Origin of the sequence: Nonomuraea sp. K271, assembly GCF_009908215.1 — a bacterium.
In the GTDB taxonomy this organism is placed as follows: Bacteria; Actinomycetota; Actinomycetes; order Streptosporangiales; family Streptosporangiaceae; genus Nonomuraea; species Nonomuraea longispora.
This window is the reverse complement of sequence record NZ_JAAAHR010000009.1, coordinates 77637-102722: the sequence shown is the minus strand read 5'-3', so window position 1 is coordinate 102722 and position 25086 is coordinate 77637. Positions and strand designations below refer to the sequence as shown.

Genomic DNA, 25086 nt, shown 5'->3' with positions numbered 1-25086 from the left:
ACCGCCCGGAGACCACCCCGCCCACCACGTATTCCGGGCGGAAGCGGCCGTCGCGCACCCACTGGTCGGCCCACGCCCACCCGTGGGCGCTGAACAGCCTGGCCAGCTCCTTGTAGGCCAGCAGCGGCGCCACAGCGGGGTGGTCGACGCGTTTCAGCTCCCATGACCTGGTCGTCTTCAGCGTCACCCCCGCCGCCTTGAACGCCTTGACCAGTTGCTGCACCGAGTCGGGGTTGACCGGGTGGCCGAACGCCGCAGCCACCTCGGAGGCCAGCGCCTGCAGCTTGGCCGGCCGCATGCCGTGCACGGGCCGCGGGCCGAGCAGCTCCGTCAGCAGCTCGTCGTGCACGTCCGCACGCCACGGCATGCCGTCGTGCGCCATTTCGGCCGCGATGAGCGCCCCGGCGGACTCGGCGGCGACCAGCAGCCGGAACCTTCCTGGCTCGGGCAGCGCCGCGATGCGCCTGAGCTGGTCGGCCAGCACCTCCGCCACCGCCTCCGCGCCCGGCGGCTCGGGCGAGAACAGCGTGCCGGGCGCGCTCGGCTCGTCGTCGGGGACCGCCAGCCCGTGGAGCCTGGCGTACGCGGCCCTGGCGGAGCGGGCCTCGCCGTAGCGGCCCTCGTGCGCGAGCAGCAGCCCCTCGGTGAGCGCGATGTCGTGGCAGCGCGCGACCCGCACCCCGCGCGCCACCAGGGGCGCGTAGTCCTCACGGGCGTCGGCCCAGACCCAGCGCGGGCGCTCGGACGCCTCCAGCTCGGCGACCGCCCGCGCCGGATCGGCGGGACGGCGAGGGGCGCCACCCACCGGGAGCAGCGTCTCCCCCGCGACCACGACATGCACGTGCTCAAGAGTGCCAAACGCCTCCGACAAAGCCGGGCCCGGGCCGGTCTCACGCCAGGCTGATGCGTACCTCGTCCTCCAGCGGCGGGTCCAGCTCCTGCCCCAGGCACCCGGTGGCGGCGTAGCAGCGCAGCGTCAGCTCATCGGGCGTGACGGTGACGTGCATCAGCTGCTTGAAGAACGGCGGGGTGTCCCAGTCGGACAACTCGGACAGGTAGCGGTGGAACACCCTGTCCACGGGCAGCCGGAACGGCCACGGCCAGCCGCCGAGCAGCCGCGCCGCCCACCGCATCCTGCGGGTGAGCGCGACGGTTCCCTCGGGTGTCCTGACCGGCTGGTTCCTGACGTGCTCCGACATGACGCACGCGGCCTCGGCAGGGGTGAGGTAGAGCCATTTCATCCGCAGCCTGGTGGCGTAGAGCTGGCTGTAGAACGACAGCGAGTCGCCGCGCAGCGGGTAGCACCGGAAGTCGTCCTCGTGCACGCCGGCCACGTCGACGCGCTGGATGGTGTGCGTCGCGTGCATGAACGCGCCGCCGCCTCCCGACACGACGTACTGGATCACCCGGTCACCCACCTTGACCGGATAACGCTGGTAGTTGTGCACGTCTCCGCCGATGGCCGCGACGTACCGGTGTGCGGGGTCGCGCACGATGTCGTCGATCGTGCCGCCCTCCTCCAGCGGCGACGGTTTGTACGCGTTGGCGGTGTAGATGGGCTTGCCCGTCACGAGGATCTTGGGACGGGGGTCGAGCGAGACCCGCCGCAGCCACGCGGTCTGCCCCTTGTCGATGGTGTTCTTGATGCCGGTGTCCACCCCCACGATCAGCAGGCTGTCGCTCTCGATCACCCAGTACGGCCCCGGCTGCTCCGCCTGCTGGGACGGCCCGCCCCTCAGCTCGCGCGCCTTGGCCAGCCGCGCCTCGTCGATCGGCTCCGGTCTGCGCCACAGCAGCCCCCGCAGCCCGCGGTCGGGCTTCGGCTTGAGCCGGGCGTCGCAGAAGACCCGCATGAACCCGCCGAGGCCGTCGTACCAGTCGTGGTTGCCGGGGATGGCGTAAATGGGGGCGTCATAATCCTTGTACGGACGGAAGAACTTGTCTTCGTACTCGTTGCCCGATCCCGTCGGATAGACCACATCACTCGCGATGACGGCGAACGATGTCCCCTGGCCGACTTTTAACATCCCCGGAACAACGGCGTACTGGGAGGCATCTCCCTCACCGGTATCACCGAGCAGCAAGAAACTGAAATTTCCGCCAGCAGGTGCCTTGATGCGAAATTCCGGATCTATCCCGCGCGCTTCCTGAGCCTCCACCCACTGCGCCCGCACCTGCCCGGACGGATCACCGAACAACCCGGCCAGCACCTCGTTACGCGAGCGCCACAACGTCCGTAAATTGAGCCAGCTGAATCCCCTCTTGTCCGGTCTGAGCTGCGCGAACGTCCCCACTTGCGGACACGCCCATCCGGCGCCCGCCTCCGACACCCGCGAGGAGAGCTGCTTTGCGCGTTCGGCCGCGACTTCCACCATGTCAACATCTTTACCGGGATCTACCGATCACGCATCTTGAACGCTCCGTGCAGCCAGGGACGCGGAGGGTGCACCATGGTGTACCCTCACCACCCCAAGCAAGCGGTTGGGACCGCCGAGGGGAGGCTCCCATGACCCGTAACGGCCCTGATGACGCGACCCGCAGAGGCACATCCGAAGCGGACGCTATTGAGGGTTTACTGGCTTATGCGCAGACTCGGCCCCGATGGGGTGGAGCGGCGTTCAAGAGCCTGAGCGAAGCCATCGCGAGGAGCCGGGTTCTGGTCGGGGAGTCTCCGGAGGAATACTCGGGTCTGCTGGCCAGGTGCCTGACCACGGGGGCTCGGCTGATGCTGCGGCGGGGGCGGCCCATGGAGGCGCTGCCGCTGGCGCAGGAGGCGGTGGCACTCACCCGTCCGGCGGGCGGCGCCCCGCTGGTGGCCTCGCTGCACCGGCTCGCCGCCGTGCTGGAGGCCCTCCACCGCTACAGCGAGGCCGCCGCGCTGGTGGCCGAGGCCGACCGGCTCCTCCCACCCGACTGACGGCCCGCCGACGCCGGCCGGGAGGCTCAGCCGCCCCCGGCCGGGGGCACGAGCACGCCCGGGTTGAGCACGCCCGCGGGATCAAGCCGGGACTTGACCGCCTCCAGGACGCTCACGCCGACGGGACCCAGCTCGGCCGCGTACGCGTCGCGGTGGTCGCGGCCCACCCCGTGGTGGTGCGTGATGGTGCCGCCCGCCTCGACGATGGCCGTGTTCACCGCCGTCTTGGCCCGCTGCCACTGGGCGACCGGGTCGGCGTCCTGCGGGGTGACGACGGTGAAGTACAGGGAGGCGCCGGTCTCGTACACGTGGGAGATGTGGCACATCACCAGCGGTGAGCCGAGCGCCCCGAGCAGGGCGAGCCGCACGGCGTCGTAGAGGCGCGGCAGATTCGCCCAGAACCCGGCCGTCTCCAGTGTCTCGACCGTGGCGCCGGCCGCGAGCAGCGAGTCGCGCAGGTACGGCGCGGAGAACCGGCCGCGTTCCCACGCCACGCCGGGGTCCGCGCCGAGCGGCTCGCCGCCCAGCCGCGCCAGCACGGCGGCTCCGGCCGCCTGCCGATCCCCCTCCGAGGCGCCTTCGTAGCCGGCGATCAGCAGGCAGCCGGAGCCGCCCGCTCCGATGGCGTCCGGCTTCGCCGGCCCGATCATGGTCTCGGTCTCGTCGGACAACCGCAGCACGGCCGGAAGTGGCCCCTCCTGCGCCAGCGCCCGCACGGCCGCGGAGCCCGCGGCGAACGACGGGAAGCGCCATCCCTCGTAGCGGCGCTCCGCGGGCGCGCGGCGCACCCGCAGGCGCAGGGACGTGATGACCCCGAAGGCGCCTTCCGAGCCGAGGACGAGCTGCCGCAGGTCGGGCCCGGCCGCCGACCTGGGGGCGCGGCCGAGGTCGAGGGTGCCCGCCGGGGTGGCGACGGTGAGGCCCATGACCATGTCGTCGAAGCGCCCGTACCCGGCGGAGGCCTGGCCGCTCGAGCGGGCCGCCGCGAAACCGCCGAGCGTGGCGTACTCGAAGGACTGGGGGAAGTGCCCCAGCGTGAGCCCGCGCGCGGCGAGCAGCCGCTCGGCCTCGGAGGCCCGCACGCCCGGCTCGAACTCGGCCACCATCGACTCCGTGTCGACCGAGCGCAGCCGGTCGAACCTGGCCAGGTCGAGCGCGACGACCCCGGCGAACCCGGCGCGGGCGGCGGCGAGCCCGCCCACGACCGAGGTGCCGCCGCCGAAGGGCACGACCGCGATCCGCTCGGCGGAGCACAGCCGCAGCAGCTCGGCCACCTCCTCGTGCGAGCCGGGCAGCACCACGGCGTCGGGCGCGTCGGAGCCGTCTCCCGCGCGCATCCGCAGCAGGTCGGGAGTGGACTTGCCGCGCGTGTGCCGTACGCGGGCCTCGTGCGTGGTGAGGACGTGCTCCGCGCCGGTCACGCCGGCGAGGGCCTCGACCAGCGGCCCCGGCAGGGCGACCGGCGGGAGCCGCACCGACTCCAGCGAGGCGGCGGGGCCGGCGGGCGCGCGTACGCCGAGCAGGTCGTGCAGCAGCGTGCGGACCTGCTCGGGCAGCTCCCGGGCGCGGGCGGGGTCGCCCCAGCCCGACCACGACATGGGTTCTCCAGGCATGGGTACACTGTGACACATGAAGTCGATTCGTCACAATGACGGCATTCTGGACGCCGCCCGCGACTGCGTGCTGGCCTACGGAGTGCGCAGGACGACGCTCACGGATGTGGCGCGCCGGGCGGGGGTGTCACGGATGACGCTCTACCGCCACTGGCCGGACGTGCGCACGCTGGTCGCCGACTTGATGACCAGGGAGTGGGTACGAGTGGTCGCGGAGCTTGACATGTCCGACCCTGTCCGCGCGGTCGTCGCGGGCGTGCGGGAGCTGCGCGCGCACCCGCTGTGGCGCAGGATCGTGGAGGTGGATCCCGAGCTGCTGCTCCCCTACCTGCTCGACCGGCGCGGGGCGACCCACGAGGCCGTGCTGGAGGTGCTGGAGCGAGGATTCGGCGACGCGTGCAGGGCCAGAGCGGTGCTGCTGGTGGCCCAGTCGTTCCTGCTGTCGGCTCCGACCATGCTCGGCCCCGTGACCGTGGACGACCTCGACACCGAACTCGCCGCCTTGCTGGAGGGATACCTTGACCGACGAGAGAGCCGCTGAACGTGCCGCCGCCGCGGTCGGCACCCGCAGCGCGGGAGAGGTGACGGGCTGATGGCCGAGCCTGCCCCGGGGAGTTCGCTGAACGCCCGCAGACGGGCCCGTGAGCTGCGCCGGGTCGCCGAGGAGCGGGTGGACGTGCTGGTGGTGGGGCTCGGCGCGACCGGCGCGGGCGCCGCGCTCGACGCCGCGTCCCGTGGGCTCCGCGTGGCCGCGATCGACGCCCACGACCTGGCGTTCGGCACGTCGAGATGGAGCTCGAAGCTCATCCACGGCGGGCTGCGCTACCTCGCCAGGGGGCAGGTCGGCGTGGCCTGCGAAAGCGCGGCCGAGCGTGGCGTCCTGCTCCGTACGACGGCTCCGCACCTGATCAAGGCGCACCCGTACGTGCTGCCGCTGACGCCCGCCGTCTCGCGGGGCCAGGAGCTCATGGCGGCGGCCGGCTACCGGCTGGGCGACGCGCTGCGGGCCGCCGCCCGCACCCCGCGACGCCTGCTGCCGGGCCCCACGCGGCTGACCGCGGCCCGCGCCCGCACCCTCGCGCCCGTGCTCGACGGCGACGGCCTGCGCGGCGCGCTGCTGTCGTGGGACGGCCGGGTGCTCGACGACGCGCGGCTGGTGGTGGCGATCGCGAGGACCGCAGCCGCGCACGGCGCCCGCGTGCTGACCCGCTGCCGCGCGCTGCGGCTCACGCACGAGGGCGCCGACGTACGCGACGAGCTGACGGGCGAGGAGTTCGCCATCCGGGCCGGAGCGGTGATCAACGCGACGGGGGTGTGGGCGGGAACGCTGGATCCGCAGGTGAGACTGCGTCCGTCGCGCGGCACCCACGTCGTCCTGTCGCCGGGGACGCTGCCCGGGCTGATCGCGGGCATGCACGTGCCCATCCCGGGCGAGAGCAACCGGTTCGCCCTCGTGCTCCCCCAGCACGACGGCCGCATCCACGTCGGGCTCACGGACGAGCCGGTGGACGGGCCGGTGCCGGACGTGCCCGAGGCCCCCGAGGAAGACGTCAGAATGCTCCTGGAGGTGCTGAACGGCGTTCTTGAGGCTCCGGTGACCAGAGAGGCGGTTGCGGGCGCGTACGCGGGCCTCAGGCCCCTCCTGGCGGCCGACGGGCGGACGGCCGACCTGTCCCGGAGGCACGCGGTGATGTCCGAGGGCAACGTCGTCACGGTCGTGGGTGGCAAGCTCACGACATATCGGCGTATGGCCGAGGACGCGGTGGAGCGGGCGGTCTCGGCCGCGAGGCTGCCGGGCCGGCGGAGCCGTACGAGGAAGATCCCGCTCGTGGGAGCGGGCCCGCAGCCGGCGGGGGTGCCGGTGCGGCTGGCCGAGCGGTACGGCAGCGAGGCGGAGGCCGTGCACGAGCTCGTCAAGGCGCACCCAGAGGAGGCCGGGCTCGGCATCACCCAGGGCGAGCTGCTGTGGTCGGTCCTGCACGAGGGCGCGCTCGACGAGAGCGACCTGCTGGACCGGCGGACCAGGATCGGCCTGGTCGAGCAGGACAGGGAACGCGCACTGGCAGCGACACGGGACGTACTGCGCGGAACACCCCACGTCCGGTAGCACCAACCCGTTAGATTAGGCTTACCTAATCTAACGGGAAGGAGAACGGGCGTTGGCGAGGGGCTGCGAGCATCCCAGCGGGTGCCACACGGGGGAGGTGCCCACCTTGGCCAGTGCCACGGTGGGGGCCAGGCTCTGGCTGCTCATCGAATACACCGGCGCGTGGCCTTCCCGCCTGGAAAACTTCGAACTTCCTGAAGAAATCTCCGAACTCGTCCGCCGGGCGCTCGAACGCGGTATCAGACCCCAGCTGATCCGCCGCCCGGGAAAGCGGACCCGCCCGCAGGATCAGGGCATCCGTGTGCTACTGGGTCACGCCGCCGGTGATCGTCCGTGGCTCGCGGGGGGCGTCGTCGCAGGTCCCGACGATCTTGACCTGGACGCTTTCGTGACCGGAGTGGTCCCGGAGTCCTGCATACTTGAAGACGAGCCGGTATTTCTGGTCTGCACGCACGCCAAGCGCAATGTGTGCTGCGCCCGCATTGGACTACCCCTCGCTCGGTCACTGGCCGAATCTTTGCCGGACAGAGTGTGGGAAACGTCACACGTTGGCGGCGATCGTTACGCCGCCAACCTCGTGTGCTTGCCACACGGAATTTTCTACGGCAGCATGTCTCAGGCTGCTGCACTGGCAGCGGCTAACGCGTACCGGTCGGGCGAGATCATTCTCGACCGCTACCGGGGACGCGCAGGCATCCCTGAGCCATTGCAAGCCGTGGAGCACTTCGCCCGAACCCATACGGGAGAGTGCTCCGTCGGCGCGGTGGCCGTGGAATCCTCCAGGTCGGACGGCGACGTCACCGAAGCCATCGTGCGCTGCGGCGACGTCCGGTTCCAGGTTGTGGTTGAGCCATCGGTGTTCACAGCGCCGTGTGGCACGGCTTGCGCCGAGACGATCACCACCTACCGGCTGGTTTCGCTGGACAGGCTCACGCCTGTGCGGTACACCACGCCTGCTCTCGCCTGACCAGGGAACATCACGGCCCTACCTTGCGTTGGAACAGTGACGCCAAAAGCGTCCAATGCGGCTCAATTCCGAAATACCTCTCACGAAGGTGGTTTTCTCATGTCTCAGGTACGTCGGCAGCTCGCCCGCCCGCGCCCCAGCTGGGGTTGGCAGGATGATGCCGCGTGCCGGGGTGAGGACCTCGTGCTCTTCTTCGGCCCTGACGGGGAGCGGCAGCCCGAGCGTGACGTACGTGAGCGGAAGGCGAAGGCGATCTGCGCCCAGTGCCCCGTCCGCACCGAGTGCCTTGACTACGCGCTGTCCCGGCCCGAGAAGTACGGCACGTGGGGCGGTCTCAACGAGGACGAGCGCGCGAGCGAGCGTCGCCGTCGTATGCGCCGCGCGGCCAGCGCCGGCATTTCCGCCGCCTGACACACCCGGCTGCGTCACCGGCATCGCGTGATCACGCAGTTGTCCCGATGAACCAGAGCCTGGCCCTCCATGCCCAGGCTCTGGCGAACCCGGTCGGGACAACTGCCTGATCAGGCACCTCACCTGGCACCATCAGCATCACCCAGCGGTCCGGCCGGGCAACGCCCGGCCGGACCCGCGGCGGCCGCCGGACAACCGGCGAGCCCGTGAGAACCCGGCACCCGGCGCGTCCCCGCGCGGGTCCGGGCTCGCTGCGTTCGAGCACACGCAGGCCGCGGCGACTGACGTTCGAACACACCGCCGACCGCGGCGATTGACGTTCGCGAACGCACCCCGGCCGCAGCGCACGCCGCCCGCGCCCGTCCGGCCGGTCGGGCCGCCACGCCGCGCCCGCACGATCGAAGCTCAGCGGCGGCTCACCGACCGAAAAGAATCGCCGGGCAGACCGTAACCCGGCCCACCCGGCGACGAAACCCCGCTTCAGACGATCAGGTCGTCGAACTCTCCGTCCTTCGCTCCGAGGACGAACGCGGTGATCTCAGCCTGCGTGTAGACGAGCGCGGGCCCGTCGGGAAAACGTGAGTTGCGCATCGCTATCTCCCCCGTGGGCAGGCTGGCGACCTCGACACAGTTGCCGTTGGGGTTGCTCTGCTTGCTCTTGCGCCAGACGACGGGAAGGCGGCCGGCGGGCGTTCCGTTCCGGAACTCGTGCATGGGGGCGGCTCCTCGCGATCTTACGGATGCACGTGCATCCGCGCTTGCGAGTTGACAATACGACAGCGTGCCGAGGCGCATATACCGGACGACCAAAATCCTGGTATGCCGTGGATCACAGGCATACCAGCAGCTCAACCGGAAATGAGCTGCTCCAGGAAACGCCGGGTCGCCTTGGGCTTTTCGGCCTGGATGCTGAGCCGGTCCATGACCTCCATGTAGTGGTCGGAGTCGGCGGGTTTGTCCAGGTAGAGGGCGCTGGTCAGCTGCTCCATGTACACCACGTCCGGCAGCTCGCGCTCCGGGAAGCGCATGATGCTGAAGGGACCGCCCGCCGCCGCGTGCCCGCCGCGGTCGAACGGCATGAGCTGCACGGTGACGTTGCGCTCGGCCGTGACGTCGAGGAGGTGCGCGAGCTGCTCGCGCATCGTCCCGGGGCCGCCCAGCGTGCGGCGTACGACGGCCTCGTCGATCACCGCCCAGAGCGTCAGGCCGCTGTCCAGCCGCTTCTGACGGGCCATGCGCAGCGCCACCCGGCGGTCGAGCTCCGACCGCGCGGCCTTCTCGTGGGCCAGTTCGATGACGGCCCTGGCGTAGGCCGGCGTCTGGAGCAGCCCGGGGACGAACTGGTTCTCGTAGGTGCGGATGCTGGAGGCGGCGCCCTCCAGGCCGATGTAGACCTCGAACCACGACGGCAGCAGGTCGCCGTACTGGTGCCACCAGCCCGGGGCGTTGGCCTGCTCGGCCAGCGCGAGCAGCGGCTCGCGATCGGCGGGGTCGGTGACGCCGTACAGGGTGAGCAGATCGGCCACGTCACGCTTCTTGAAGCTGACCTGACCGAGCTCCAGCCGGCTGATCTTGGCGTGAGATGCGCGAATCGAGTACCCGGCGTCCTCGCGCGAGATACCCTTCTCGGTGCGGAGCCTGCGGAGTTGGGTGCCGAGCAGGATGCGCAGCACCGTCGGGCTCCCGGGGGAATGGCTGAGCAGCCTTCCCTCCGTGCTCTGTGCGCTCACTGCACCGCTCCTAGGTCATCTGCACGTGCAGATGCGATTCGCATCCGTAAACTACGAAAAGTCTTGCATCAGTAAGCACTCCCCGTAAAGATGGGCATTGGATCACCAGACCGCGCTTCGGGGGCCTGAATGACGACTTTCGACGCTCGGCCGCAAGCCGCCATCGGTTCCCGGCCTCCGCGCTGGCTCTGGTCTGTCCTGGTGGACGGCCGTGCCGGGGAGTGCGACGCCGTCTTCCCCTTCCACCAGCGCCTCGAGCCCTCGTGCGTGGCGACCGCGCGGCGGTTCGTCGACCAGACGCTCACCGCGTGGGGCGTGGTGGAGGTGGCCTTCGACGTCCAGCTCGTCGTCTCGGAGCTGGTCACCAACGCCATGCGGCACGGCGGCGGAGTGGCCCAGCTGCGCCTGCTCTCGCACGGCGCGGAGCTGGCCTGCGTGGTGGCCGACCACAGCCACACCGTGCCGGTGGCCGCCGCGCCCGACGTCTTCTCGGAGTTCGGGCGGGGGCTGCGGCTGGTGGACGCCCTCTGCACCGCCTGGGGCTGGCTCTCCCCCGGTGACCAGCGCAAGCTCGTCTGGGCCGTGCTCGTCGGCTGAGCCCGCCTCGCGCCGCCCACCGTGACCTCGCCTCCCGTCGCCCAGCTGCGTACGCATCACCCTAAGCCCGTACCCCACCGCCCACCGGCTCGGGGCCTCGTCATGATCGCGCCTCCCGGAGCAGTTCGAGCACGTCGTCGTCGCTGAGCTGGTCGAAGCGTTCGTACCACTGGCCGACGGCCCTGAAGTCGGCCGGCGTCAGCAGCACCTCCGCCTCGTCGGCCTCCTCCCGCAGGGACGCGACGGTGTCGCGGGCCCCGACCGGCACGGCCAGCGTCACCCTGGCGGGCTTGGCCGTGGCGACCGCCCGGAGCGCCGCCCGCGCGGTGCCGCCGGTCGCCAGGCCGTCGTCCACCACGATCACCTCGCGTCCCCGCAGCGTGGGCAGCAGGCGCTCACCCCGGTAGACCCGCACCCGGCGGGCCAGCTCGCGCCGCTCCTGAGCGACCACGTCGGAGACGGACTCGGGGGTCAGGCCCAGCCTGCGCAACAGCGTCAGGTCGAAAACGGGCTCACCGCCCTCGGCTATCGCGCCGACGCCCAGCTCGGGCTGCCCCGGGTAGCCGATCTTCCTGGTCACGAGCACGTCCAGCACGGCACCGAGCCTGCGCGCGACGGGCACGGCCACCGCCACCCCGCCACGGGGCAGCGCGAGCACCACGGGATCGTGGGCATCCCGCAGCCGTTCGGCGAGCAGCGCTCCGGCCTCGGCCCGGTCTGCGAAAAGCATCATGCCTTTCGCCTACCCGCCGACGCCGCCTCCTCGCCTCCGCACGCCCGCACCTGGGCGGCGAACGGCCGCCCCGGCGGGGACCGGCGGCACCGGGCAACCCGCCCGGCGGCACCGGCGGGCGGGCCCCGACGGGGTCGCCGGGCGGGTCAGCGATGAGGTGGGGCCGGTGTCAGGGGCGGTTGCGGCCCGAGCGGCGCATCTCCTTGGTGATGACCTTCCACCTGTTCTGCTGCTCCTTGCGCAGCCGCGCATCGGTCCTCGCGGCCATCCACGCCGCCTCCCGCTGCAGCTTGCGCCAGCTCTGCAGGCGCCGCTCGGGCAGCTCGCCGCTCTCCAGGGCGGCCAGCACCGCGCACCCTGGCTCCCCCGAGTGCCCGCAGTCGCCGAACCTGCACTGCTCCGCGAGCGCCTCGATGTCGGAGAAGACCAGGTCGACCCCCTCGCCGATGTCGTAGAGGCCGATCCTGCGAATGCCCGGCGTGTCGATGATCAGCCCGCCGCCGGTCAGCGGGATCAGCTCCCTGTGCACGGTGGTGTGCCTGCCGCGCCCGTCGGCGGCGCGCACCTGCTGGGTCTCCATGACCGGCTCCCCGGCCAGAGCGTTGACCAGGGTGGACTTGCCGGCGCCCGAAGGGCCGAGGATGACGGCCGTACGGGAGCCTTCGAGGTAGTCGCCGGCCAGCCGCACGCCGTCGCCGTTCAGCGAGGAGACCGTGTGCACGTCGACGCCGGGCGCGGCCACCCGCACGTCGGCGAGCAGCTGGTCGAGGCCCTGCTCGAACAGGTCGGACTTGGTGATGAGGACGACCGGCGTGCCCCCGGACTCCCAGGCCAGGGCGACGAGCCGCTCGATGCGGCCGAGGTCGGCGAAGTCGGTGGAGTGCATGGACGGCTCGGCCACGAAGACGACGTCGACGTTGGCCGCGAGCACCTGGCCCTGGCCGTCGCCTGACAGGCCGCCGACGGAGGTCCGGCTGACGCCTCCCCGGATGAACGCGGTCGTCCTCGGCAGGACCCGGTCGAGCTCGTAGCGGCCCTCGTCGAGCCAGGACAGCGCGACCCAGTCGCCGACGCACGGGAGTGCCACCGGGTCGGCGGCGGCCGCCCGGCGTACGCGGGCGGTGTATCTGGCCTGATGCTGGCCGTCGGCCGCGATCACGTCGGCGGCGCCGCGGTCGACGCGGGCGACCCGGCCGGGGACGGTGCCGGCGGGCAGCTCGGTGGCGCGCTGATCGCTCCAGCCCAGCAGAGAAAGATCGTAAGACAAGGCAGTGAACCCTTTGATGCGAGAAGGAGCCGGGCAGCTCAGACGAGGGCCCGGAGGTGGACGGACGGCATGCCGAGCAGAACGGCCCGCATAGGTCCTCACCTCCTCGATCGGTTCTCGATGCGACTCTACGCACCCCGCCCCGACGTGCGCAATCACATTAAGTATCGCGATCTGTTGAACCGTGACATGGCGGCCGGCCGTACCACCTCCCGACGGACGCGAGAAAGGGGAATGATGCGGATCAGCACGTATCCCCCGCCCTCGGCCGAGGGAGCCCTCCCGATGGGCGGGCCGCGCCTACGACACTGGCTCCGGCGGGTGCGACCGGACGACCCGGTGGGCGACCGAGCCGGCGGCCCGATGGGCGACGGCGTGGCGCCGCACGAGGTGCCGGACGACGAGGTGGTCGTGTCCGCGCTCTACCGGGAATATCACCGGCCGCTGCTGGCCTTCGTGATCAGGCTCACGGCCGGCGATCGGCAGTGGGCGGAAGACGTGGTGCAGGAGACCATGATCCGTGCCTGGCGCAGTGCGGAGCGGCTCGACCCTGACGCGGTCTCGCTCATGCCCTGGCTGGCCACGGTCGCCCGGCGTATCGTGATCGACGACCGGCGGCGCAGGGACGCCCGCCCGCAGGAGTCGGGCGACGGTCAGCTGGAGAGCATGTCCGTGCCCGACGGGATGGAGGGACTGCTGCACCAGGTGGTCGTGGCAGAGGCGCTGAAGGCGCTGTCGCCGGCGCATCGCGAGATCCTCAACGAGACGATCCTGCGGGATCGTTCGGTCAACGACGCCGCGCGGACGCTGGGCATCCCGGTGGGCACGGTGAAGTCCCGTGTCTACTACGCCGTCCGCGCGCTGCGGGTCGCGCTGGAGGAGCGGGGGGTGACGGCATGACCTCCCGCGTCGAGCACACCGACGTCGGCGCCTACGCCCTCGGCCTCCTGGAGGAGGACGACAGGTTCGCCTTCGAGGCCCACCTGCTCGGCTGCCCCTCGTGCCGGTCCGAGCTGGCCGACCTGGCCGGGGTGGCGAGCGTGCTGCACGGCATCGGCCACCTACCCGAGGATCCCCGCCCGCCTTCCTCCGGCGACTTCCTCGCCCAGAGCGACGCGTCGGGCCGGTTTCGGCGCAGGAAGGCTGCGCACAGGCGGCGGCGCAAGGGGACGTTCGCCGCCGGGATGGCGGCGGCGGTCACGCTGGTCGCCGGCGGGCTGACCATCGGCACGCAGCTGAGCGCGGGCGAGCCGCCGGTCGCGCAGGGTGAGGCGGAGAACATGGGCCCGGCCGAGCAGTTCTTCGCCGGCGGCACCCCCCTGGAGGGCAAGGGCGTCGACGGGGTGACGGGCGGGCTGGTCGTGGAGGCCAAGGCCTGGGGCACCCACGCGGCGCTCAAGCTGGCCGGGGTCAAGGGGCCGCTGGAGTGCGAGCTGATCTCGGTCGGCAAGAAGGGAGAACGCCGGGTGATGACCGGATGGTCCGTGCCTCCAGCCGGGTACGGAGTGCCGGGCTCGCCCGACCCCCTTTACATGCACGGCGGCAGCGCCACGCCGCTGAAGGACGTGGACCACTTCGAGGTGGTCACCTCGACCGGCAGGAAACTGCTCACCATCGAGGTCTGACCATCGCCACCGCGAACGGGGCACTCCGGCCCGCCCCGTTCGCCCCGGCGCCCCGCCGCACCCCGAGCCCGTGCGGCGGGGCGCCGCTTCACGTCAGGGCGGCCACGTCCGACACCGGGAACAGGCAGGCCGCGGTGTGACCGGGATTTTCCTGAGGCGTCAGCTGCGGGCGGGTGGCCGCGCACTCGGCGCGGGCGGCCGGGCAGCGGGTGTGGAAGCTGCACCCGGACGGCGGGTCGGCCGGCGACGGCGGGTCGCCCTTGAGCACGATGCGCCGCCGGGTCCGCTCCACCTTCGGGTCGGCCACCGGCGCGGCCGACAGCAGGCTGTGCGTGTAGGGGTGGCGCGGCGCCGTGAACAGCGTCTCGGTGCCGGCCAGCTCGACGATCCTGCCGAGGTTCATGACGGCGACGCGGGTGGCGATCTGCCGCATGATCGACAGGTCGTGGGAGACGAACAGGTACGTCAGCCCGCGCTCGGCCTGCAGCCGCTTCATCAGGTTGACGATCTGGGCCTGGATGGACACGTCGAGCGCGCTGACCGGCTCGTCGCAGATGACCAGCTTCGGCTCCAGCGCCAGGGCGCGGGCGATGCCGATCCGCTGCCGCTGGCCGCCGGAGAACTCGTGCGGGAAGCGGTCCTCGCTGCCCGCCTCCAGCCCGACGGCGTCGAGCAGCTCGGCGACGCGCTCGCGGGCGGCGGCCGAGCGGCGGCGCACCCGGCCGTGGGTGACCAGGGGCTCGGCGACGATCTCGCCGACGCGCATGCGGGGGTTCAGGCTGGCGTACGGGTCCTGCAGCACGACCTGCATGTCCTCGCGCACCGCCAGCAGCTCCTTCTGGCGCAGGCCGAGGAGTTCCCGGCCGTCGAACCAGATCTCACCGGCACTGGCCTCGACCAGCCGCAGGACGAGCCGGGTCAGCGTGGTCTTGCCGCAACCCGACTCGCCCACCAGGCCGAGCGTCTCACCCGGGTGCACGTCGAAGGACACGTCGTCCACGGCGACCACCTTCGAGCTGAACTCCTTGCGTACGTGGCGCAGCGACAGCAGCGGCTCGGCCATCTACGGGCTCCCTTCGAGCAGGCAGGCGGCGCTGTGCCCGGGCGCGCGCTCCAGCAGCGGCGGCACCTCGGTGGCGCACTCGGGCACGGCCAGGGCGCACCGGGGATGGAACGCGCACCCGCCGGGCGGCGCGAACAGGTTCGGCGGGCTGCCGGGGATCGGGTCGAGCGGCGCCCCGCCCGGCACGTCGGAGCGGGGCATGGAGCGCAGCAACGCCTTCGTGTACGGCATGCGCGGCGCGTCGAAGAGGTCGTCCACGGCGGCCAGCTCGACCGGGCGGCCGCCGTACATGACCAGGACCTGGTCCGCGGAGCGGGCCACCACGCCGAGGTCGTGCGTGATGAGCACGATGGCCATGCCGAACCGTTCCTGCAGCGCCGCGAGCAGCTCCATGATCTGGGCCTGGACCGTCACGTCGAGCGCGGTCGTCGGCTCGTCGGCGATGAGGATCCTGGGCCGGCAGGCGAGCGCGATCGCGATCATGACACGCTGGCGCATGCCGCCGGAGAACTGGTGCGGATATTCCCCCGCCCGCTGCTCGGGGTTGGGGATGCCCACCTCGCGCAGCGCCGGCACGGCCTGGGCCCTGGCCTCGGACCTCGACATGCCCTGGTGCAGGCGGAGCGACTCGGCGATCTGCGCGCCGACGGTCTTGAGCGGGTTGAGGCTGGTCATGGGGTCCTGGAACACCATGGCGATCTCGTTGCCGCGGATCCGGCGCATCTCCCGTTCGGGCAGCTTGAGCAGGTCGCGGCCGCCCGCGAGGATCTCGCCGCCGGTGTAGTGGCAGGGAGGGGTGGGGTGCAGGCGCAGGATCGACAGGGCGGTCGCGGTCTTGCCGCTGCCCGACTCGCCGACCACGGCCAGCGTCTGGCCGGCCTCGACCGACAACGACACCCCGTTGACCGGTTCGACCGTGCCCGCGTCAAGGCGGAACTCCACGTGCAGGTCGTTGATCTCCAGCAGGCTCATCCGGCGCCTCCCCTGAAGATCCGCAGCAGCTCGGCGGGGTCGGCCTCGACCGTTCCCTGCGGCGGGAGGGCGGCCTGGGCGAGGGCGCTCGGCTGTTTGAGCGCGCCACCGGTGACCACGCTGACCACGGTGTCGCTCTCCGACACCCAGCCCTGGGCGCGGGCGCGCAGCAGCGCGGCGGTGGAGGCCGCGGCCGACGGCTCGGCCGAGATGCCCTCCACGCCGAGCAGCCGCATCGCCTCGAACAGGTCGTTGTCGTCGACGGCGACGACCCGGCCGCCCGAGTCGTAGACGGCGCGCAACACGCGCGAGCCGCCCTGGATGGGCGCGTCGCCGGCGATGCTCTGGGCGACGGTCTTGTTGGCGTCGCCGTGGCGGCCGGCGACCGTCTTTCCCTCGGCGAAGGCGCGTACGAGCGGCGCGGACGCGGCCGGCTGCACGCCCACCATCTTCGGCAGCCGGTCGATGAGCCCGAGCCGCCTCAGCTCGCGAAAGCCCTTCCACGCGCCGTACAGCCCGCCGCCGGTGCCGACCGGGTGCACCATCACGTCGGGCGCGCGCCAGCCGAGCGCCTCGCAGATCTCGTACGCGTACGTCTTCATGCCCTCGTGGCGCACGGGGTTGATGAAGTTGACGAAGCAGTAGAACCCGGCCTCCGACAGGGCGCTCACCCCGGCGAAGATCTCCAGGCTCGACCGGTAGCGCAGGCGCAGCACGCGGGCCCCGCTGAGGCTGATGGCCGCGATCTTGGACTCGTTGGCGACGTCCTCGACGAGGACCGTGGCCTCGATCCCGGCCCTGGCCGCGTAGGCGGCGAAGGAGGCCCCGGCGTTGCCCGAGCTGTAGGTGAACGCCTGCGTCACACCCAGCGCCCTGGCGAAGCCGACCGCGACGGAGAAGCCGCGGTCCTTGAAGCTGCCGGTGGGCATGAGCGTGTCGTTCTTGACCAGCAGGCCCGGCAGGCCGATGTGGCGGCCCAGCCGCCTGGTGCGCATCAGCGGGGTGTCACCCTCGCCGAGATGGAGGGGCTCGGCGTGCTCGGGCAGCGGCAGCAGATCCGACCAGCGCCACAACCCCAGGTGGCGGCGGCTCGCCGCGTTGTCCAGGATGTCCTGCGGCTTGGCGGGACCGAGGTCGTAGTCGATCTCGAGCAGGCCGCCGCACGCCTCGCAGAGCAGGGCGGGAGTCTTCAGCGGGAAGGTGGCGTGGCAGTCGTCGCACCTGTAGTGCGTGGCGAGGTTCATCGGGTGTATGCCTTCGGGTCGGCGACGTCGCGAAGGAGGTCGCCGGTGACGTTGATCGCGAGTGTTGTCATCATGATGGCAGCTCCGCTGAAGACCGCGATCCACCAGGCGCTGCGCAGATAGAGCTGGCCGTCGGCCAGCAGACTGCCCCATGTGGGCACGTCGGGCGGCACGCCGAGCCCCAGATAGCTGAGCGACGCCTCCGCCACGATCATCGCGGCCACCTGGAGGGTGCCGATGGTGGCCAGGGGGGCGACGATGTTGGGGACGAGGTGGCGCACCATGATCTGCGGCCCGGTGTCGCCGATGGCCCTGGCCGCGGTGACGAACTCGCGTTCCCGCAGGGAGAGCACCTCGGCGCGGACCACGCGGGCGTACGCCACCCAGCCGGTCAGCCCGAGCACCAGGATCATGAAGAACAGGCTCGGCCCGAGCACGGCGATGATGGCCAGCGCCAGCAGGATCGACGGGAACGCCAGCTGCACGTCGGCCAGGCGCATGAACACCTGCTCCCGCCAGCCCCGGTAATAGCCGCTGACGACGCCGACCACGGCGCCGACCACGCCGGACAGCAGGGTGGCGGCCAGGCCGACGAGGAGCGAGACGCGGGTGCCGTACATGATGCGGCTGAGCACGTCGCGGCCCAGTTTGTCGGTGCCGAGCAGGTATCCGGGCTCGCTGCCGCTCATCCAGAACGGCGGCCGCAGTTTCAGCTCGAGGTTCTGCAGGTTCGGGTCGTGCGGGGCGATCAGCGGCGCGAACAGGCCGACGAACACGACGAGGGCGATGACGCCCACGGCGACCTTGGCGGCGTGGTTGCGGCGCAGCGCGCGCAGGACTGCGGTCGGCATCAGCTCAGCCTCACCCGGGGATCCAGCAGGGCGTACGACAGGTCCACGATCAGGTTCACGACGACGAACACGGCCGCCAGGAAGAGCACCGTGGCCTGCATCAGCGGATAGTCGCGGTACGTGATCGCCTCCACGGTCAGCCGCCCGATGCCCGGCCAGGAGAACACCTGTTCGGTGAGGATGGCGCCGCCGAGCAGGCTGCCGATCTCCAGGCCGACGACGGTGACGACCGGCAGCGAAGCGTTGCGCAGGCCGTGCGAGGTGACGGCCCTGAATCCGGACAGGCCCTTGGCCCGGGCGGTGCGGATGTAGTCCTCGCCGAGCACGTCGATCAGCGAGGAGCGCAGCAGCCTCGCGATCATCGCGGCCGAGTAGAGGCCGAGCGTGATCGCGGGCAGCACCAGGTGGGCGGGCGAGCCGGTGCCCGAGGCGGGCAGCCACTGCAGGTGGACCGCGAAGACGAGGATGAGCAGGATGCCCACCCAGAACGCGGGCGTGGACTGGCCGACCAGCACCGAGGCCATGACGGAGGTGTCGGTCGCGCTGCCCCGCTTGACGGCAGCGACGATCCCGGCCGGGATCGACACGGCCAGGGTGAACGCGAGCGCGGCCACGGCCAGGTCGACCGTGAGCGGCAGCCGTTCCATGATGACCTCGAACGCGGGGCGGTGGAAGAACACCGACTGGCCGAAGTCGAGGCTCAGCAGGCCCGTCATGTAGGAGACGTACTGCTCGGGCAGCGGCCGGTCGAAGCCGAGGCTCGCCCGCAGCGTGGCCTCCTGCTCGGTGGTGGCCTCCGGGGGCAGCATCTGCTGCACGGGATCGCCGGCCAGCCGGACGATGAAGAACGAGACGGTGGCCACGCAGAACAGGACGAGCAGCGTGTGGCCGATCCGCCGGGCGACGAATCCGGTCATGAGGTCGCGAGCTTGGCGTTCGCCATCGCGAGGGTGCCGTTGGCGTTGGTCTTCCACTGCACCTTGTCGCTGACCGCGTACAGGATGCTCGCCTGATAGAGGTAGAGGAACGGCGACTCCTCGATCAGCATCTTCTGCAGCTCGGTGAACGCCTTCTTGCGCACCTCCGGGTCGACCGACTGCTCCTCCTTGTCGATGAGCGCGTCGGCCTCCGGGTTGTTCCAGCGGCTCTGGCGGCGGTCGTGCCGGACGAACGACTGCAGGTTGCTGGAGGCGTCCATGGTCCAGCCGGAGTTGCCGACGAAGTACATCGCGCCGAGCGCCTTGCGGTTGTCCGAGACCAGGCGGCCCTTGAACGTGGCCGGGTCCAGCAGCGACACCTCGGCCTTGACCCCGACCTCGGCGAGCTGGCCCGCGATGGCCTGGGCGATGTCCTTGTCGGCCGTGGAGGACGAGAGCTTCAGCGAGAACCCGTCCGGGTGCCCGGCCGCGGCGAGCAGGCTCTTGGCCTTGGCCACGTCGTGCTGGTACGGCTTGATCGCGGGGTCGAAGCCGAACGCCTGGCGCGGGATGAGGGTCGGGGTTCGTTCGGCGGCGCCGTTGAGCACCGAGGTGATGAGGGCGTCCACGTCGAGCGCGTGGTTGAGCGCCTGGCGCACCCGCTTGTCCTTCAGCGGCCCCTCCTCGGTGTCGAGGGAGACGAAGAACGTGCGCACACCCGGCGAGGTGACGATCTTGAAGCCGGGGGCGTCGCCGAGCTGCTGGGCGGCGTCGGGGGTCAGGCCGGTCACGATGTCCACCTCGCCCGACTGGAGCGCGGCCAGCGACGACGACGGGTCCGGCATGACCTTGAAGACGAGCTGCTCGACGGCGGGCTTGCCGTTCCAGTGATCGGGATTGGCCTTGAGCGTGATCTGGCTGTCGCGCTGCCACTGCTCGAACGTGAACGGGCCGGTGCCGATCGGGTGCTCGGCGAAGGCCTTCTCACCCTTCTCCTTGATGTGCTTCGGCGGCACGATCACGCCGCCGAACAACGACAGCTTGGCCGGCAGGATCGGGTCGGGATCCTTGGTGACCAGGTCGACCGTGTGCGTGTCGATCACCTTCGCTCCGGTGACCAGGCGCAGCTCGACGATGGGCGACTGGGTGGCCGGGTCGATCAGGCGTTCGATGCTGTACGCGACGGCGGCGGCGTCGCAGGGCTCGCCGTTGTGGAAGCTGACGTTCTTGCGCAGGTGGAAGCGCCAGGTCTTGTCGTCCTTCGACTCCCAGCGCTCGGCCAGGCCGCCGGAGAGCTTGTCGTCGGTGTCCCGGACGGTGAGCGTGTCGAAGACGTTGATCAGCACGTTCATGGAGGGCAGGTCGCCCTGCTTCTGCGGGTCGAGGGTGGTGGCGTCGGAGGCGAGCGAGACCCGCAGGGCGGTCCCGGCGCTTCCCTGTCCGCCGCCGGAGGGCTTCGTGCTCGCGCAGGCCCCGAGGGAGGCCGTCGCCGCGGCCAGGCCGCCGATCTTGAACAGGTCCCGGCGGGCCAGCAACGCACGGTCGAACATAAGCCCCCGCCCCCCTTTCTTGCGTTTCACATGGTGAAATGGCGTATCACGTGGTTGAATATGACCTGTTTCGGTTATGTCCGTCAACCCTTTTGGGACAGTCACCATGAACTCCGTGGAGAAGACGCTCGTCGTCTTAGGAGCGCTGGCAAGCCACGACCAACCCCGCCGCCTCGCCGACATCGCCCAGCGGACCGGCATCAACAAGACGACCGTGCACCGGATCCTGCAGATCTTCATCGCCCAGGGGTACGCCGTCTCGCACGGCGACGGCACGTACGCGTCGGGGCCTGCCGTCCTCGCGCTGGCCGGGGCGGCCCTCACCGACCGGGACATGACGACCCTCGTCCGGCCGATCCTGGAGAACCTGCAGCGCAACACCTCGCACACCGTGCACTTCGCGATCCGCAGCGGCTCGTCGGCCGTCTACCTCGCCAAGGTCGAGTCGCAGCAGCCGTACCGGATGGCCTCACGGGTCGGGACGCAGATTCCGCTGCACTGCACGGCGATCGGCAAGGCGATCCTCGCCCACCTGCCGGAGGAGGAGGTGCGCGCGGTGCTGGCGGCGACCGCGCCGCTCATCAGCAACACGCCCGCCACGATCACCGACCCCGGCCTGCTCATGACCGAGCTGGAGGCGGTACGGCAGCGCGGGTACGCGATCGACGACGAGGAGAACGAGCCGAACGTGCGCTGCGTCGGAGCGGTGGTGCACGACGCGGCGGGGACGGCGGTGGGCGCGGTCAGCGTGGCCGGGCTGACGCTCAATCTCGATGAGGACGACGTGCCGCTGCTCGGCCCGCTGGTGGTGGCCGCCGCCGCCCGGGTCTCCGCGGCGCTGGGGAGGAACGTATGACAGCCGGCCGCATTCTGGCCAGGGCCCACGACACGGGTGAGTTCTCGGGCGCGGCCTGGGCCTACGGCACGTCCGCCGGACCGGTCGGGCGGGACATGCTCGGCACGCTGAGCCGGGACGGAGCCCCGGTGGGCGACGACACCCTGTGGGACCTCGCCTCGGTCACCAAGCCGATCGTAGGGCTCGCCGTGATGGCGCTGGTGGAGTCGGGTGAACTCACCCTGGACGACACCGCCGCGTCCCAGCTCCCCGGGTACGCCGGGACGGACAAGGCGGGCATCACCGTGTTCGAGCTGCTCACCCACACCTCGCGCATCCCCGGCCGGCAGCCCCTCTACCGCCGCTGCCCCACCCGGGAGTCCCTGCTCGACGCGCTCATCGGACTGCCGCTGCGCGAGCGGCCGGGCGTCGAGTACAGCTCGCAGGGTTTTATGATCCTCGGGCTGGTCGCGGAGGGCGCCGCCGGAGTCCCGCTCGACCAGCTCGTACGCGAGCGCGTCACCGCTCCCCTGGGCCTGGACGAGACGCGCTTCCTGCTTCCCGAGCACGACCGGGCGCGGGCGGCGGCCACCGAGGACTGCCCGTGGCGGGGCCGCGTCGTGCAGGGCACCGTGCACGACGAGAACGCCGAGGTGCTCGGCGGCGTCGCCGGGCACGCGGGCATGTTCGGCACCCTGGACGACCTGGTCAGGCTGGGCCAGGCGCTGTGCAGGGGCGGCGACGGCGTCGTCGCGCCGCGCACGCTGGCCGTCATGACCGGCACCAGGATCGGCGGACGCGCGCTGGCCTGGAAGGGCCACGAGCCCCGTCTGGGCAGCGGCGGCGACCTGCTCACCCCGGCGGCCTACGGGCACGACGGATTCACGGGGACGAGCCTGTGGGTGGATCCCGAGCTGGACTTCTACGCGGTGCTCCTGACCAACCGCGTGCACCCGAGTCGTGCCTCGAACGGGATCGGCCGCATCCGCCGCACGTTCCACAACGCCGCCGTCACCAGGACCCTGTCATGATCCCGGCAGTCCTCGACACGCCCCTGCGCGTGCTCGCGCCGCCGCCAGCCATCGGCGGGACCGGCCGGCTGACGCTGGTGAACGACCGTGCCCACCTGACCCGCGCGCAGCCGGCCGCTCCCCCGCAGGCGGGCGGCGGGACGGCCACGGCTCCGGACCTCGGCGGCGAGCTCTACATCGGTCCCGGATGGGTGGACCTGCACGCCCACGTCTACGACGCGATGACGCAGATCAGCGTGGCGCCCGACCGGGCCGGCCTGGATGCGGGCGTGCACGTGGTCGCCGACGCGGGCAGCGCGGGCCAGGCCACCATCGACGGCCTCGTCCGCTACGTCATCCCGGCGGCAGGTACACAGGTGCGCGCCTGGCTCAACATCGGCTCCCACGGCCTGGTCCATCTGCGCGAGACCGCCGATCCGGCGTTCATCGACGTGGACGCCACGCTCGCCGCCATCGACCGGCACAGGGACGTCGTCTGCGGGGTGAAGGTGCGGTCGAGCGGCGCGATCGTCGGCGCGATGGGCCTGCAGCCGCTCCAGCTCGGCCGCCTGGTGGCCAGGGAGGCGGGCCTGCCGCTGCTGGTGCACGTGGGCGAGGCCCCGCCGCTGATCGGCGACGTGCTCGACCTCCTGGACGCCGGGGACGTCGTCACCCACTGCTACCACGCCAAGACCGGCGCTCCCTGGCTCGCCGGGGGCGCCCCCGCCCCGGCCCTGGCCCGCGCCCTCGATCGCGGCGTGCTGCTGGACGTGGGGCACGGCGCGGCCAGCTTCGGTTTCGGCGTGGCCGCCCGGGCGCTGGCGGCCGGCTTCCCGCCGCACACGATCAGCACCGACCTCCACGTACGCAACATCGCGGGCCCGGTGCACGACCTGGCCACCACGCTCACCAAGCTGCTGCACTGCGGCATGGAGCTGGAACGGGCGGTCGAGGCGGTCACGGCCACACCACGACGGATCCTGCGCATGGACCAGCCGTGGCTCGGCGACGACGGCACGATCCGCCACGCCACGATCTTCCGCCTGGCCGACGCCGCTCCCCCGGACCGCGCCTACGTGGACGCGCGGGGCGACACCGCACGTCCGGATCGCCACGTGATTCCCGTCGCCACCGTCAGGGAGGGCGTCACCACGGAGTTGTGACCAGGCTGCCCACGCACCCGAAGTCCACCGGGAAACGGACAGGCGGCGCCCACCCGGCCCGCCGAAACGAACAGATCCCCGCGGACCAGAACGCGCGATCGGCGCCCGCTTGGCTTAGCTGTGACCGCTACAGGCCCGGCGCGGGGAACTGCGCGGTGAGCTCGCTCACCTCGTGGTGGACGCGCGTGATGACGTCGTCGGCGTCGCCCTTGGCGACGGCGGTGACGACCTCGTCCATCCAGGCGCCGATCTGCCGCATCTCCGCCTCGCCCATGCCGCGCGAGGTGATCGACGGCGTGCCGATGCGGATGCCCGACGGGTCGAACGGCTTGCGCGGGTCGAACGGCACCGTGTTGTAGTTGGTCTCCAGGCCCGCGCGATCGAGCGCCTGCGCGGCCGGCTTGCCGCCGATGCCCTTGGGCGTCAGGTCGAGCAGGATCAGGTGGTTGTCGGTGCCGCCCGAGACGAGGTCGAAACCGCGCGAGGCGAGCTCGTCGGCCAGGGTCTTGGCGTTGGCGACGACCTGGTGGGCGTAGTCACGGAAGGCCGGCTGGGCGGCCTCGTGCAGCGCGACGGCGATGGCGGCCGTGGTGTGGTTGTGCGGGCCACCCTGCAGGCCGGGGAAGACGGCCTTGTTGAGCGCCTTGGCGTGCTCTTCCGAGTCGGCCATGAGCATGGCGCCGCGCGGGCCGCGCAGCGTCTTGTGCGTGGTCGTGGAGATCACGTCGGCGTGGCCCGCCGGCGACGGGTGCGCGCCGCCCGCCACCAGGCCCGCGATGTGGGCGATGTCGGCGGCCAGCACGGCGCCGACCTCGCGGGCGATCGAGGCGAAGCCCTCGAAGTCGATGGTGCGCGGGATCGCGGTGCCGCCGCAGAAGATGAGCTTCGGCCGGTGCTCCAGGGCGAGCTGCCGCACCTCGTCGAGGTCGACGCGGCCGGTGTCCTTGCGTACGCCGTAGCGGACCGGGTTGAACCACTTGCCGGTGGCCGAGACGGACCAGCCGTGGGTGAGGTGGCCGCCGAACGGCAGGCCCATGCCCATCACGGTGTCGCCGGGCTCCAGGAACGCCATGTAGACGGCGAGGTTGGCGGGCGAGCCCGAATAGGGCTGGACGTTGGCGTGGCCGACGCCGAAGACAGCCTTGGCGCGCTCGATGGCGAGGGTCTCGATCTGGTCGATGACCTGCTGGCCCTCGTAGTAGCGCTTGCCCGCGTAGCCTTCGGAGTATTTGTTCGTCAGGACGGTGCCGGTGGCCTGGAGCACGGCCTTGGACACGTAGTTCTCGGACGCGATGAGCTTGACGGTGTCGGCCTGCCGCCGCTCCTCCGCCTGGATGAGCTCGGCGAGCTGCGGGTCGACGCTGGAAAGAGAACTCATGATTCCCCTGTCATCGGTGACGATCTGCGAAGACCCAGGCGCACGGCCTCCGCTCCTTTCGCTCCCCGGTGGTCGTTCCCACCCAATGCGCCAGTCGCGTCTCGTCTAGACGATAGCGGATGCGGCAGGCTCTCAC

At 71.5% G+C, this 25086-nt stretch carries 24 protein-coding genes, 1 pseudogene and 1 riboswitch; of the genes and pseudogenes, 11 read left to right on the top strand and 14 right to left on the bottom strand.

Annotated elements, in window-relative coordinates:
- Together GUY59_RS05170 and GUY59_RS05165 are read right to left on the bottom strand one after the other, a co-directional pair.
- Positions 1-841 (bottom strand): annotated as a pseudogene (locus GUY59_RS05170) (bifunctional 3'-5' exonuclease/DNA polymerase); the annotation flags it as partial.
- A 49-nt stretch (positions 842-890) separates the two neighbouring features.
- Complete coding sequence (locus GUY59_RS05165) at positions 891-2375, bottom strand: metallophosphoesterase family protein (RefSeq protein ID WP_138200012.1); 1485 nt, start codon at positions 2373-2375, stop codon at positions 891-893.
- A gap of 350 nt (positions 2376-2725) precedes the next feature.
- Here GUY59_RS05165 and GUY59_RS05160 point away from each other — a divergent pair, with 350 nt between their 5' ends.
- Positions 2726-2917, top strand: a complete 192-nt coding sequence (locus tag GUY59_RS05160) for a hypothetical protein (protein WP_138200011.1) — start codon at positions 2726-2728, stop codon at positions 2915-2917.
- 26 nt (positions 2918-2943) lie between these two features.
- Here the strand turns inward: GUY59_RS05160 and GUY59_RS05155 are convergent, their stop codons facing one another.
- Positions 2944-4515 carry an FAD-binding oxidoreductase gene (locus tag GUY59_RS05155; RefSeq protein ID WP_138200020.1) on the bottom strand — a complete coding sequence of 524 codons (1572 nt, stop codon included), beginning with the start codon at positions 4513-4515 and terminating at the stop codon, positions 2944-2946.
- A gap of 31 nt (positions 4516-4546) precedes the next feature.
- Here GUY59_RS05155 and GUY59_RS05150 point away from each other — a divergent pair, with 31 nt between their 5' ends.
- The 4 genes from GUY59_RS05150 to GUY59_RS05135 all read left to right on the top strand — a co-directional run bounded on the left by GUY59_RS05150 (position 4547) and on the right by GUY59_RS05135 (position 8015).
- A complete protein-coding gene (locus GUY59_RS05150; protein ID WP_138200010.1) occupies positions 4547-5071 on the top strand; it encodes a TetR/AcrR family transcriptional regulator in 525 nt (174 codons plus the stop codon).
- A 51-nt stretch (positions 5072-5122) separates the two neighbouring features.
- Complete coding sequence (locus GUY59_RS05145; RefSeq protein ID WP_138200009.1) at positions 5123-6637, top strand: glycerol-3-phosphate dehydrogenase/oxidase; 1515 nt, start codon at positions 5123-5125, stop codon at positions 6635-6637.
- Between the two features lie 97 nt (positions 6638-6734).
- Positions 6735-7604 carry a sucrase ferredoxin gene (locus GUY59_RS05140; RefSeq protein WP_252374867.1) on the top strand — a complete coding sequence of 290 codons (870 nt, stop codon included), beginning with the start codon at positions 6735-6737 and terminating at the stop codon, positions 7602-7604.
- 99 nt (positions 7605-7703) lie between these two features.
- Complete coding sequence (locus tag GUY59_RS05135; protein ID WP_101784355.1) at positions 7704-8015, top strand: WhiB family transcriptional regulator; 312 nt, start codon at positions 7704-7706, stop codon at positions 8013-8015.
- Between the two features lie 480 nt (positions 8016-8495).
- Here the strand turns inward: GUY59_RS05135 and GUY59_RS05130 are convergent, their stop codons facing one another.
- Positions 8496-8729, bottom strand: a complete 234-nt coding sequence (locus tag GUY59_RS05130) for a DUF397 domain-containing protein (RefSeq protein WP_138200007.1) — start codon at positions 8727-8729, stop codon at positions 8496-8498.
- 134 nt (positions 8730-8863) lie between these two features.
- Positions 8864-9745: a helix-turn-helix domain-containing protein gene (locus tag GUY59_RS05125; RefSeq protein WP_252374866.1), complete on the bottom strand. Its 882-nt coding sequence runs from the start codon at positions 9743-9745 to the stop codon at positions 8864-8866.
- Positions 9746-9946: 201 nt separating this feature from the next.
- Between GUY59_RS05125 and GUY59_RS05120 the strand changes: the two genes are divergently transcribed.
- Positions 9947-10342 (top strand): ATP-binding protein, encoded by a 396-nt coding sequence (locus tag GUY59_RS05120; protein WP_161714410.1) that lies wholly within the window; start codon positions 9947-9949, stop codon positions 10340-10342.
- 100 nt (positions 10343-10442) lie between these two features.
- Here the strand turns inward: GUY59_RS05120 and GUY59_RS05115 are convergent, their stop codons facing one another.
- Positions 10443-11075 carry a phosphoribosyltransferase gene (locus GUY59_RS05115; protein WP_138200006.1) on the bottom strand — a complete coding sequence of 211 codons (633 nt, stop codon included), beginning with the start codon at positions 11073-11075 and terminating at the stop codon, positions 10443-10445.
- 169 nt (positions 11076-11244) lie between these two features.
- Positions 11245-12342, bottom strand: coding sequence for a ribosome small subunit-dependent GTPase A (gene rsgA / locus GUY59_RS05110; protein WP_138200005.1), 1098 nt, complete (start codon positions 12340-12342; stop codon positions 11245-11247).
- A gap of 285 nt (positions 12343-12627) precedes the next feature.
- On the opposite strand from rsgA, the gene GUY59_RS05105 reads away from it, so the two are divergent.
- Together GUY59_RS05105 and GUY59_RS05100 are read left to right on the top strand one after the other, a co-directional pair.
- Positions 12628-13242 carry a sigma-70 family RNA polymerase sigma factor gene (locus GUY59_RS05105; protein WP_236666848.1) on the top strand — a complete coding sequence of 205 codons (615 nt, stop codon included), beginning with the start codon at positions 12628-12630 and terminating at the stop codon, positions 13240-13242.
- Positions 13239-13967, top strand: coding sequence for an anti-sigma factor family protein (locus GUY59_RS05100; protein WP_138200003.1), 729 nt, complete (start codon positions 13239-13241; stop codon positions 13965-13967). Before GUY59_RS05105 ends, GUY59_RS05100 begins: the two co-directional genes overlap by 4 nt.
- Positions 13968-14055: 88 nt before the next feature.
- On the opposite strand, the gene GUY59_RS05095 is transcribed toward GUY59_RS05100, so the two are convergent.
- Genes GUY59_RS05095 through GUY59_RS05070 form a run of 6 tightly spaced genes read right to left on the bottom strand, consistent with a single transcriptional unit; the run spans position 14056 to position 20564 of the window.
- A complete protein-coding gene (locus tag GUY59_RS05095; RefSeq protein WP_138200002.1) occupies positions 14056-15030 on the bottom strand; it encodes an ABC transporter ATP-binding protein in 975 nt (324 codons plus the stop codon).
- Positions 15031-16002, bottom strand: coding sequence for an ABC transporter ATP-binding protein (locus GUY59_RS05090; RefSeq protein WP_138200001.1), 972 nt, complete (start codon positions 16000-16002; stop codon positions 15031-15033).
- Positions 15999-17246 carry a threonine synthase gene (locus GUY59_RS05085; RefSeq protein ID WP_138200000.1) on the bottom strand — a complete coding sequence of 416 codons (1248 nt, stop codon included), beginning with the start codon at positions 17244-17246 and terminating at the stop codon, positions 15999-16001. Before GUY59_RS05085 ends, GUY59_RS05090 begins: the two co-directional genes overlap by 4 nt.
- On the bottom strand, positions 17243-18097 hold the full coding sequence (locus tag GUY59_RS05080; protein ID WP_161714409.1) for an ABC transporter permease: 855 nt from the start codon (positions 18095-18097) through the stop codon (positions 17243-17245). The genes GUY59_RS05085 and GUY59_RS05080 overlap by 4 nt, the downstream gene beginning before the upstream one ends.
- Positions 18097-19014: an ABC transporter permease gene (locus GUY59_RS05075; protein ID WP_138199998.1), complete on the bottom strand. Its 918-nt coding sequence runs from the start codon at positions 19012-19014 to the stop codon at positions 18097-18099. The genes GUY59_RS05080 and GUY59_RS05075 overlap by 1 nt, the downstream gene beginning before the upstream one ends.
- On the bottom strand, positions 19011-20564 hold the full coding sequence (locus GUY59_RS05070) for an ABC transporter substrate-binding protein (RefSeq protein WP_138199997.1): 1554 nt from the start codon (positions 20562-20564) through the stop codon (positions 19011-19013). The genes GUY59_RS05075 and GUY59_RS05070 overlap by 4 nt, the downstream gene beginning before the upstream one ends.
- Positions 20565-20679: 115 nt before the next feature.
- Here GUY59_RS05070 and GUY59_RS05065 point away from each other — a divergent pair, with 115 nt between their 5' ends.
- The 3 genes from GUY59_RS05065 to GUY59_RS05055 are packed head-to-tail and all read left to right on the top strand — an operon-like array spanning position 20680 to position 23572.
- Positions 20680-21420: an IclR family transcriptional regulator gene (locus GUY59_RS05065; RefSeq protein WP_138199996.1), complete on the top strand. Its 741-nt coding sequence runs from the start codon at positions 20680-20682 to the stop codon at positions 21418-21420.
- Positions 21417-22430 carry a serine hydrolase domain-containing protein gene (locus GUY59_RS05060; protein WP_138199995.1) on the top strand — a complete coding sequence of 338 codons (1014 nt, stop codon included), beginning with the start codon at positions 21417-21419 and terminating at the stop codon, positions 22428-22430. Before GUY59_RS05065 ends, GUY59_RS05060 begins: the two co-directional genes overlap by 4 nt.
- On the top strand, positions 22427-23572 hold the full coding sequence (locus tag GUY59_RS05055; protein WP_138199994.1) for an amidohydrolase/deacetylase family metallohydrolase: 1146 nt from the start codon (positions 22427-22429) through the stop codon (positions 23570-23572). The genes GUY59_RS05060 and GUY59_RS05055 overlap by 4 nt, the downstream gene beginning before the upstream one ends.
- Positions 23573-23699: 127 nt before the next feature.
- Here GUY59_RS05055 and glyA read toward each other — a convergent pair whose 3' ends face one another.
- Positions 23700-24950 (bottom strand): serine hydroxymethyltransferase, encoded by a 1251-nt coding sequence (glyA, locus tag GUY59_RS05050; RefSeq protein ID WP_138199993.1) that lies wholly within the window; start codon positions 24948-24950, stop codon positions 23700-23702.
- A gap of 25 nt (positions 24951-24975) precedes the next feature.
- Positions 24976-25058, bottom strand: a riboswitch (ZMP/ZTP riboswitch).
- Positions 25059-25086: the final 28 nt, after the last annotated feature.

What these genes read in the sequence shown, in the direction of transcription:
- GUY59_RS05060 (WP_138199995.1), top strand. Translation starts at nt 21,417, where the DNA reads ATGACAGCCGGCCGCATTCTGGCCAGGGCCCACGACACGGGTGAGTTC.
- glyA (WP_138199993.1), bottom strand. Translation starts at nt 24,950, where the DNA reads ATGAGTTCTCTTTCCAGCGTCGACCCGCAGCTCGCCGAGCTCATCCAG.
- GUY59_RS05105 (WP_236666848.1), top strand. Translation starts at nt 12,628, where the DNA reads ATGGGCGGGCCGCGCCTACGACACTGGCTCCGGCGGGTGCGACCGGAC.
- GUY59_RS05095 (WP_138200002.1), bottom strand. Translation starts at nt 15,030, where the DNA reads ATGGCCGAGCCGCTGCTGTCGCTGCGCCACGTACGCAAGGAGTTCAGC.
- GUY59_RS05150 (WP_138200010.1), top strand. Translation starts at nt 4,547, where the DNA reads ATGAAGTCGATTCGTCACAATGACGGCATTCTGGACGCCGCCCGCGAC.
- GUY59_RS05070 (WP_138199997.1), bottom strand. Translation starts at nt 20,564, where the DNA reads ATGTTCGACCGTGCGTTGCTGGCCCGCCGGGACCTGTTCAAGATCGGC.
- GUY59_RS05155 (WP_138200020.1), bottom strand. Translation starts at nt 4,515, where the DNA reads ATGTCGTGGTCGGGCTGGGGCGACCCCGCCCGCGCCCGGGAGCTGCCC.
- GUY59_RS05100 (WP_138200003.1), top strand. Translation starts at nt 13,239, where the DNA reads ATGACCTCCCGCGTCGAGCACACCGACGTCGGCGCCTACGCCCTCGGC.
- GUY59_RS05165 (WP_138200012.1), bottom strand. Translation starts at nt 2,375, where the DNA reads ATGGTGGAAGTCGCGGCCGAACGCGCAAAGCAGCTCTCCTCGCGGGTG.
- GUY59_RS05145 (WP_138200009.1), top strand. Translation starts at nt 5,123, where the DNA reads ATGGCCGAGCCTGCCCCGGGGAGTTCGCTGAACGCCCGCAGACGGGCC.
- GUY59_RS05130 (WP_138200007.1), bottom strand. Translation starts at nt 8,729, where the DNA reads ATGCACGAGTTCCGGAACGGAACGCCCGCCGGCCGCCTTCCCGTCGTC.
- GUY59_RS05090 (WP_138200001.1), bottom strand. Translation starts at nt 16,002, where the DNA reads ATGAGCCTGCTGGAGATCAACGACCTGCACGTGGAGTTCCGCCTTGAC.
- GUY59_RS05055 (WP_138199994.1), top strand. Translation starts at nt 22,427, where the DNA reads ATGATCCCGGCAGTCCTCGACACGCCCCTGCGCGTGCTCGCGCCGCCG.
- GUY59_RS05160 (WP_138200011.1), top strand. Translation starts at nt 2,726, where the DNA reads ATGCTGCGGCGGGGGCGGCCCATGGAGGCGCTGCCGCTGGCGCAGGAG.
- GUY59_RS05135 (WP_101784355.1), top strand. Translation starts at nt 7,704, where the DNA reads ATGTCTCAGGTACGTCGGCAGCTCGCCCGCCCGCGCCCCAGCTGGGGT.
- GUY59_RS05115 (WP_138200006.1), bottom strand. Translation starts at nt 11,075, where the DNA reads ATGATGCTTTTCGCAGACCGGGCCGAGGCCGGAGCGCTGCTCGCCGAA.
- GUY59_RS05085 (WP_138200000.1), bottom strand. Translation starts at nt 17,246, where the DNA reads ATGAACCTCGCCACGCACTACAGGTGCGACGACTGCCACGCCACCTTC.
- GUY59_RS05080 (WP_161714409.1), bottom strand. Translation starts at nt 18,097, where the DNA reads ATGCCGACCGCAGTCCTGCGCGCGCTGCGCCGCAACCACGCCGCCAAG.
- GUY59_RS05075 (WP_138199998.1), bottom strand. Translation starts at nt 19,014, where the DNA reads ATGACCGGATTCGTCGCCCGGCGGATCGGCCACACGCTGCTCGTCCTG.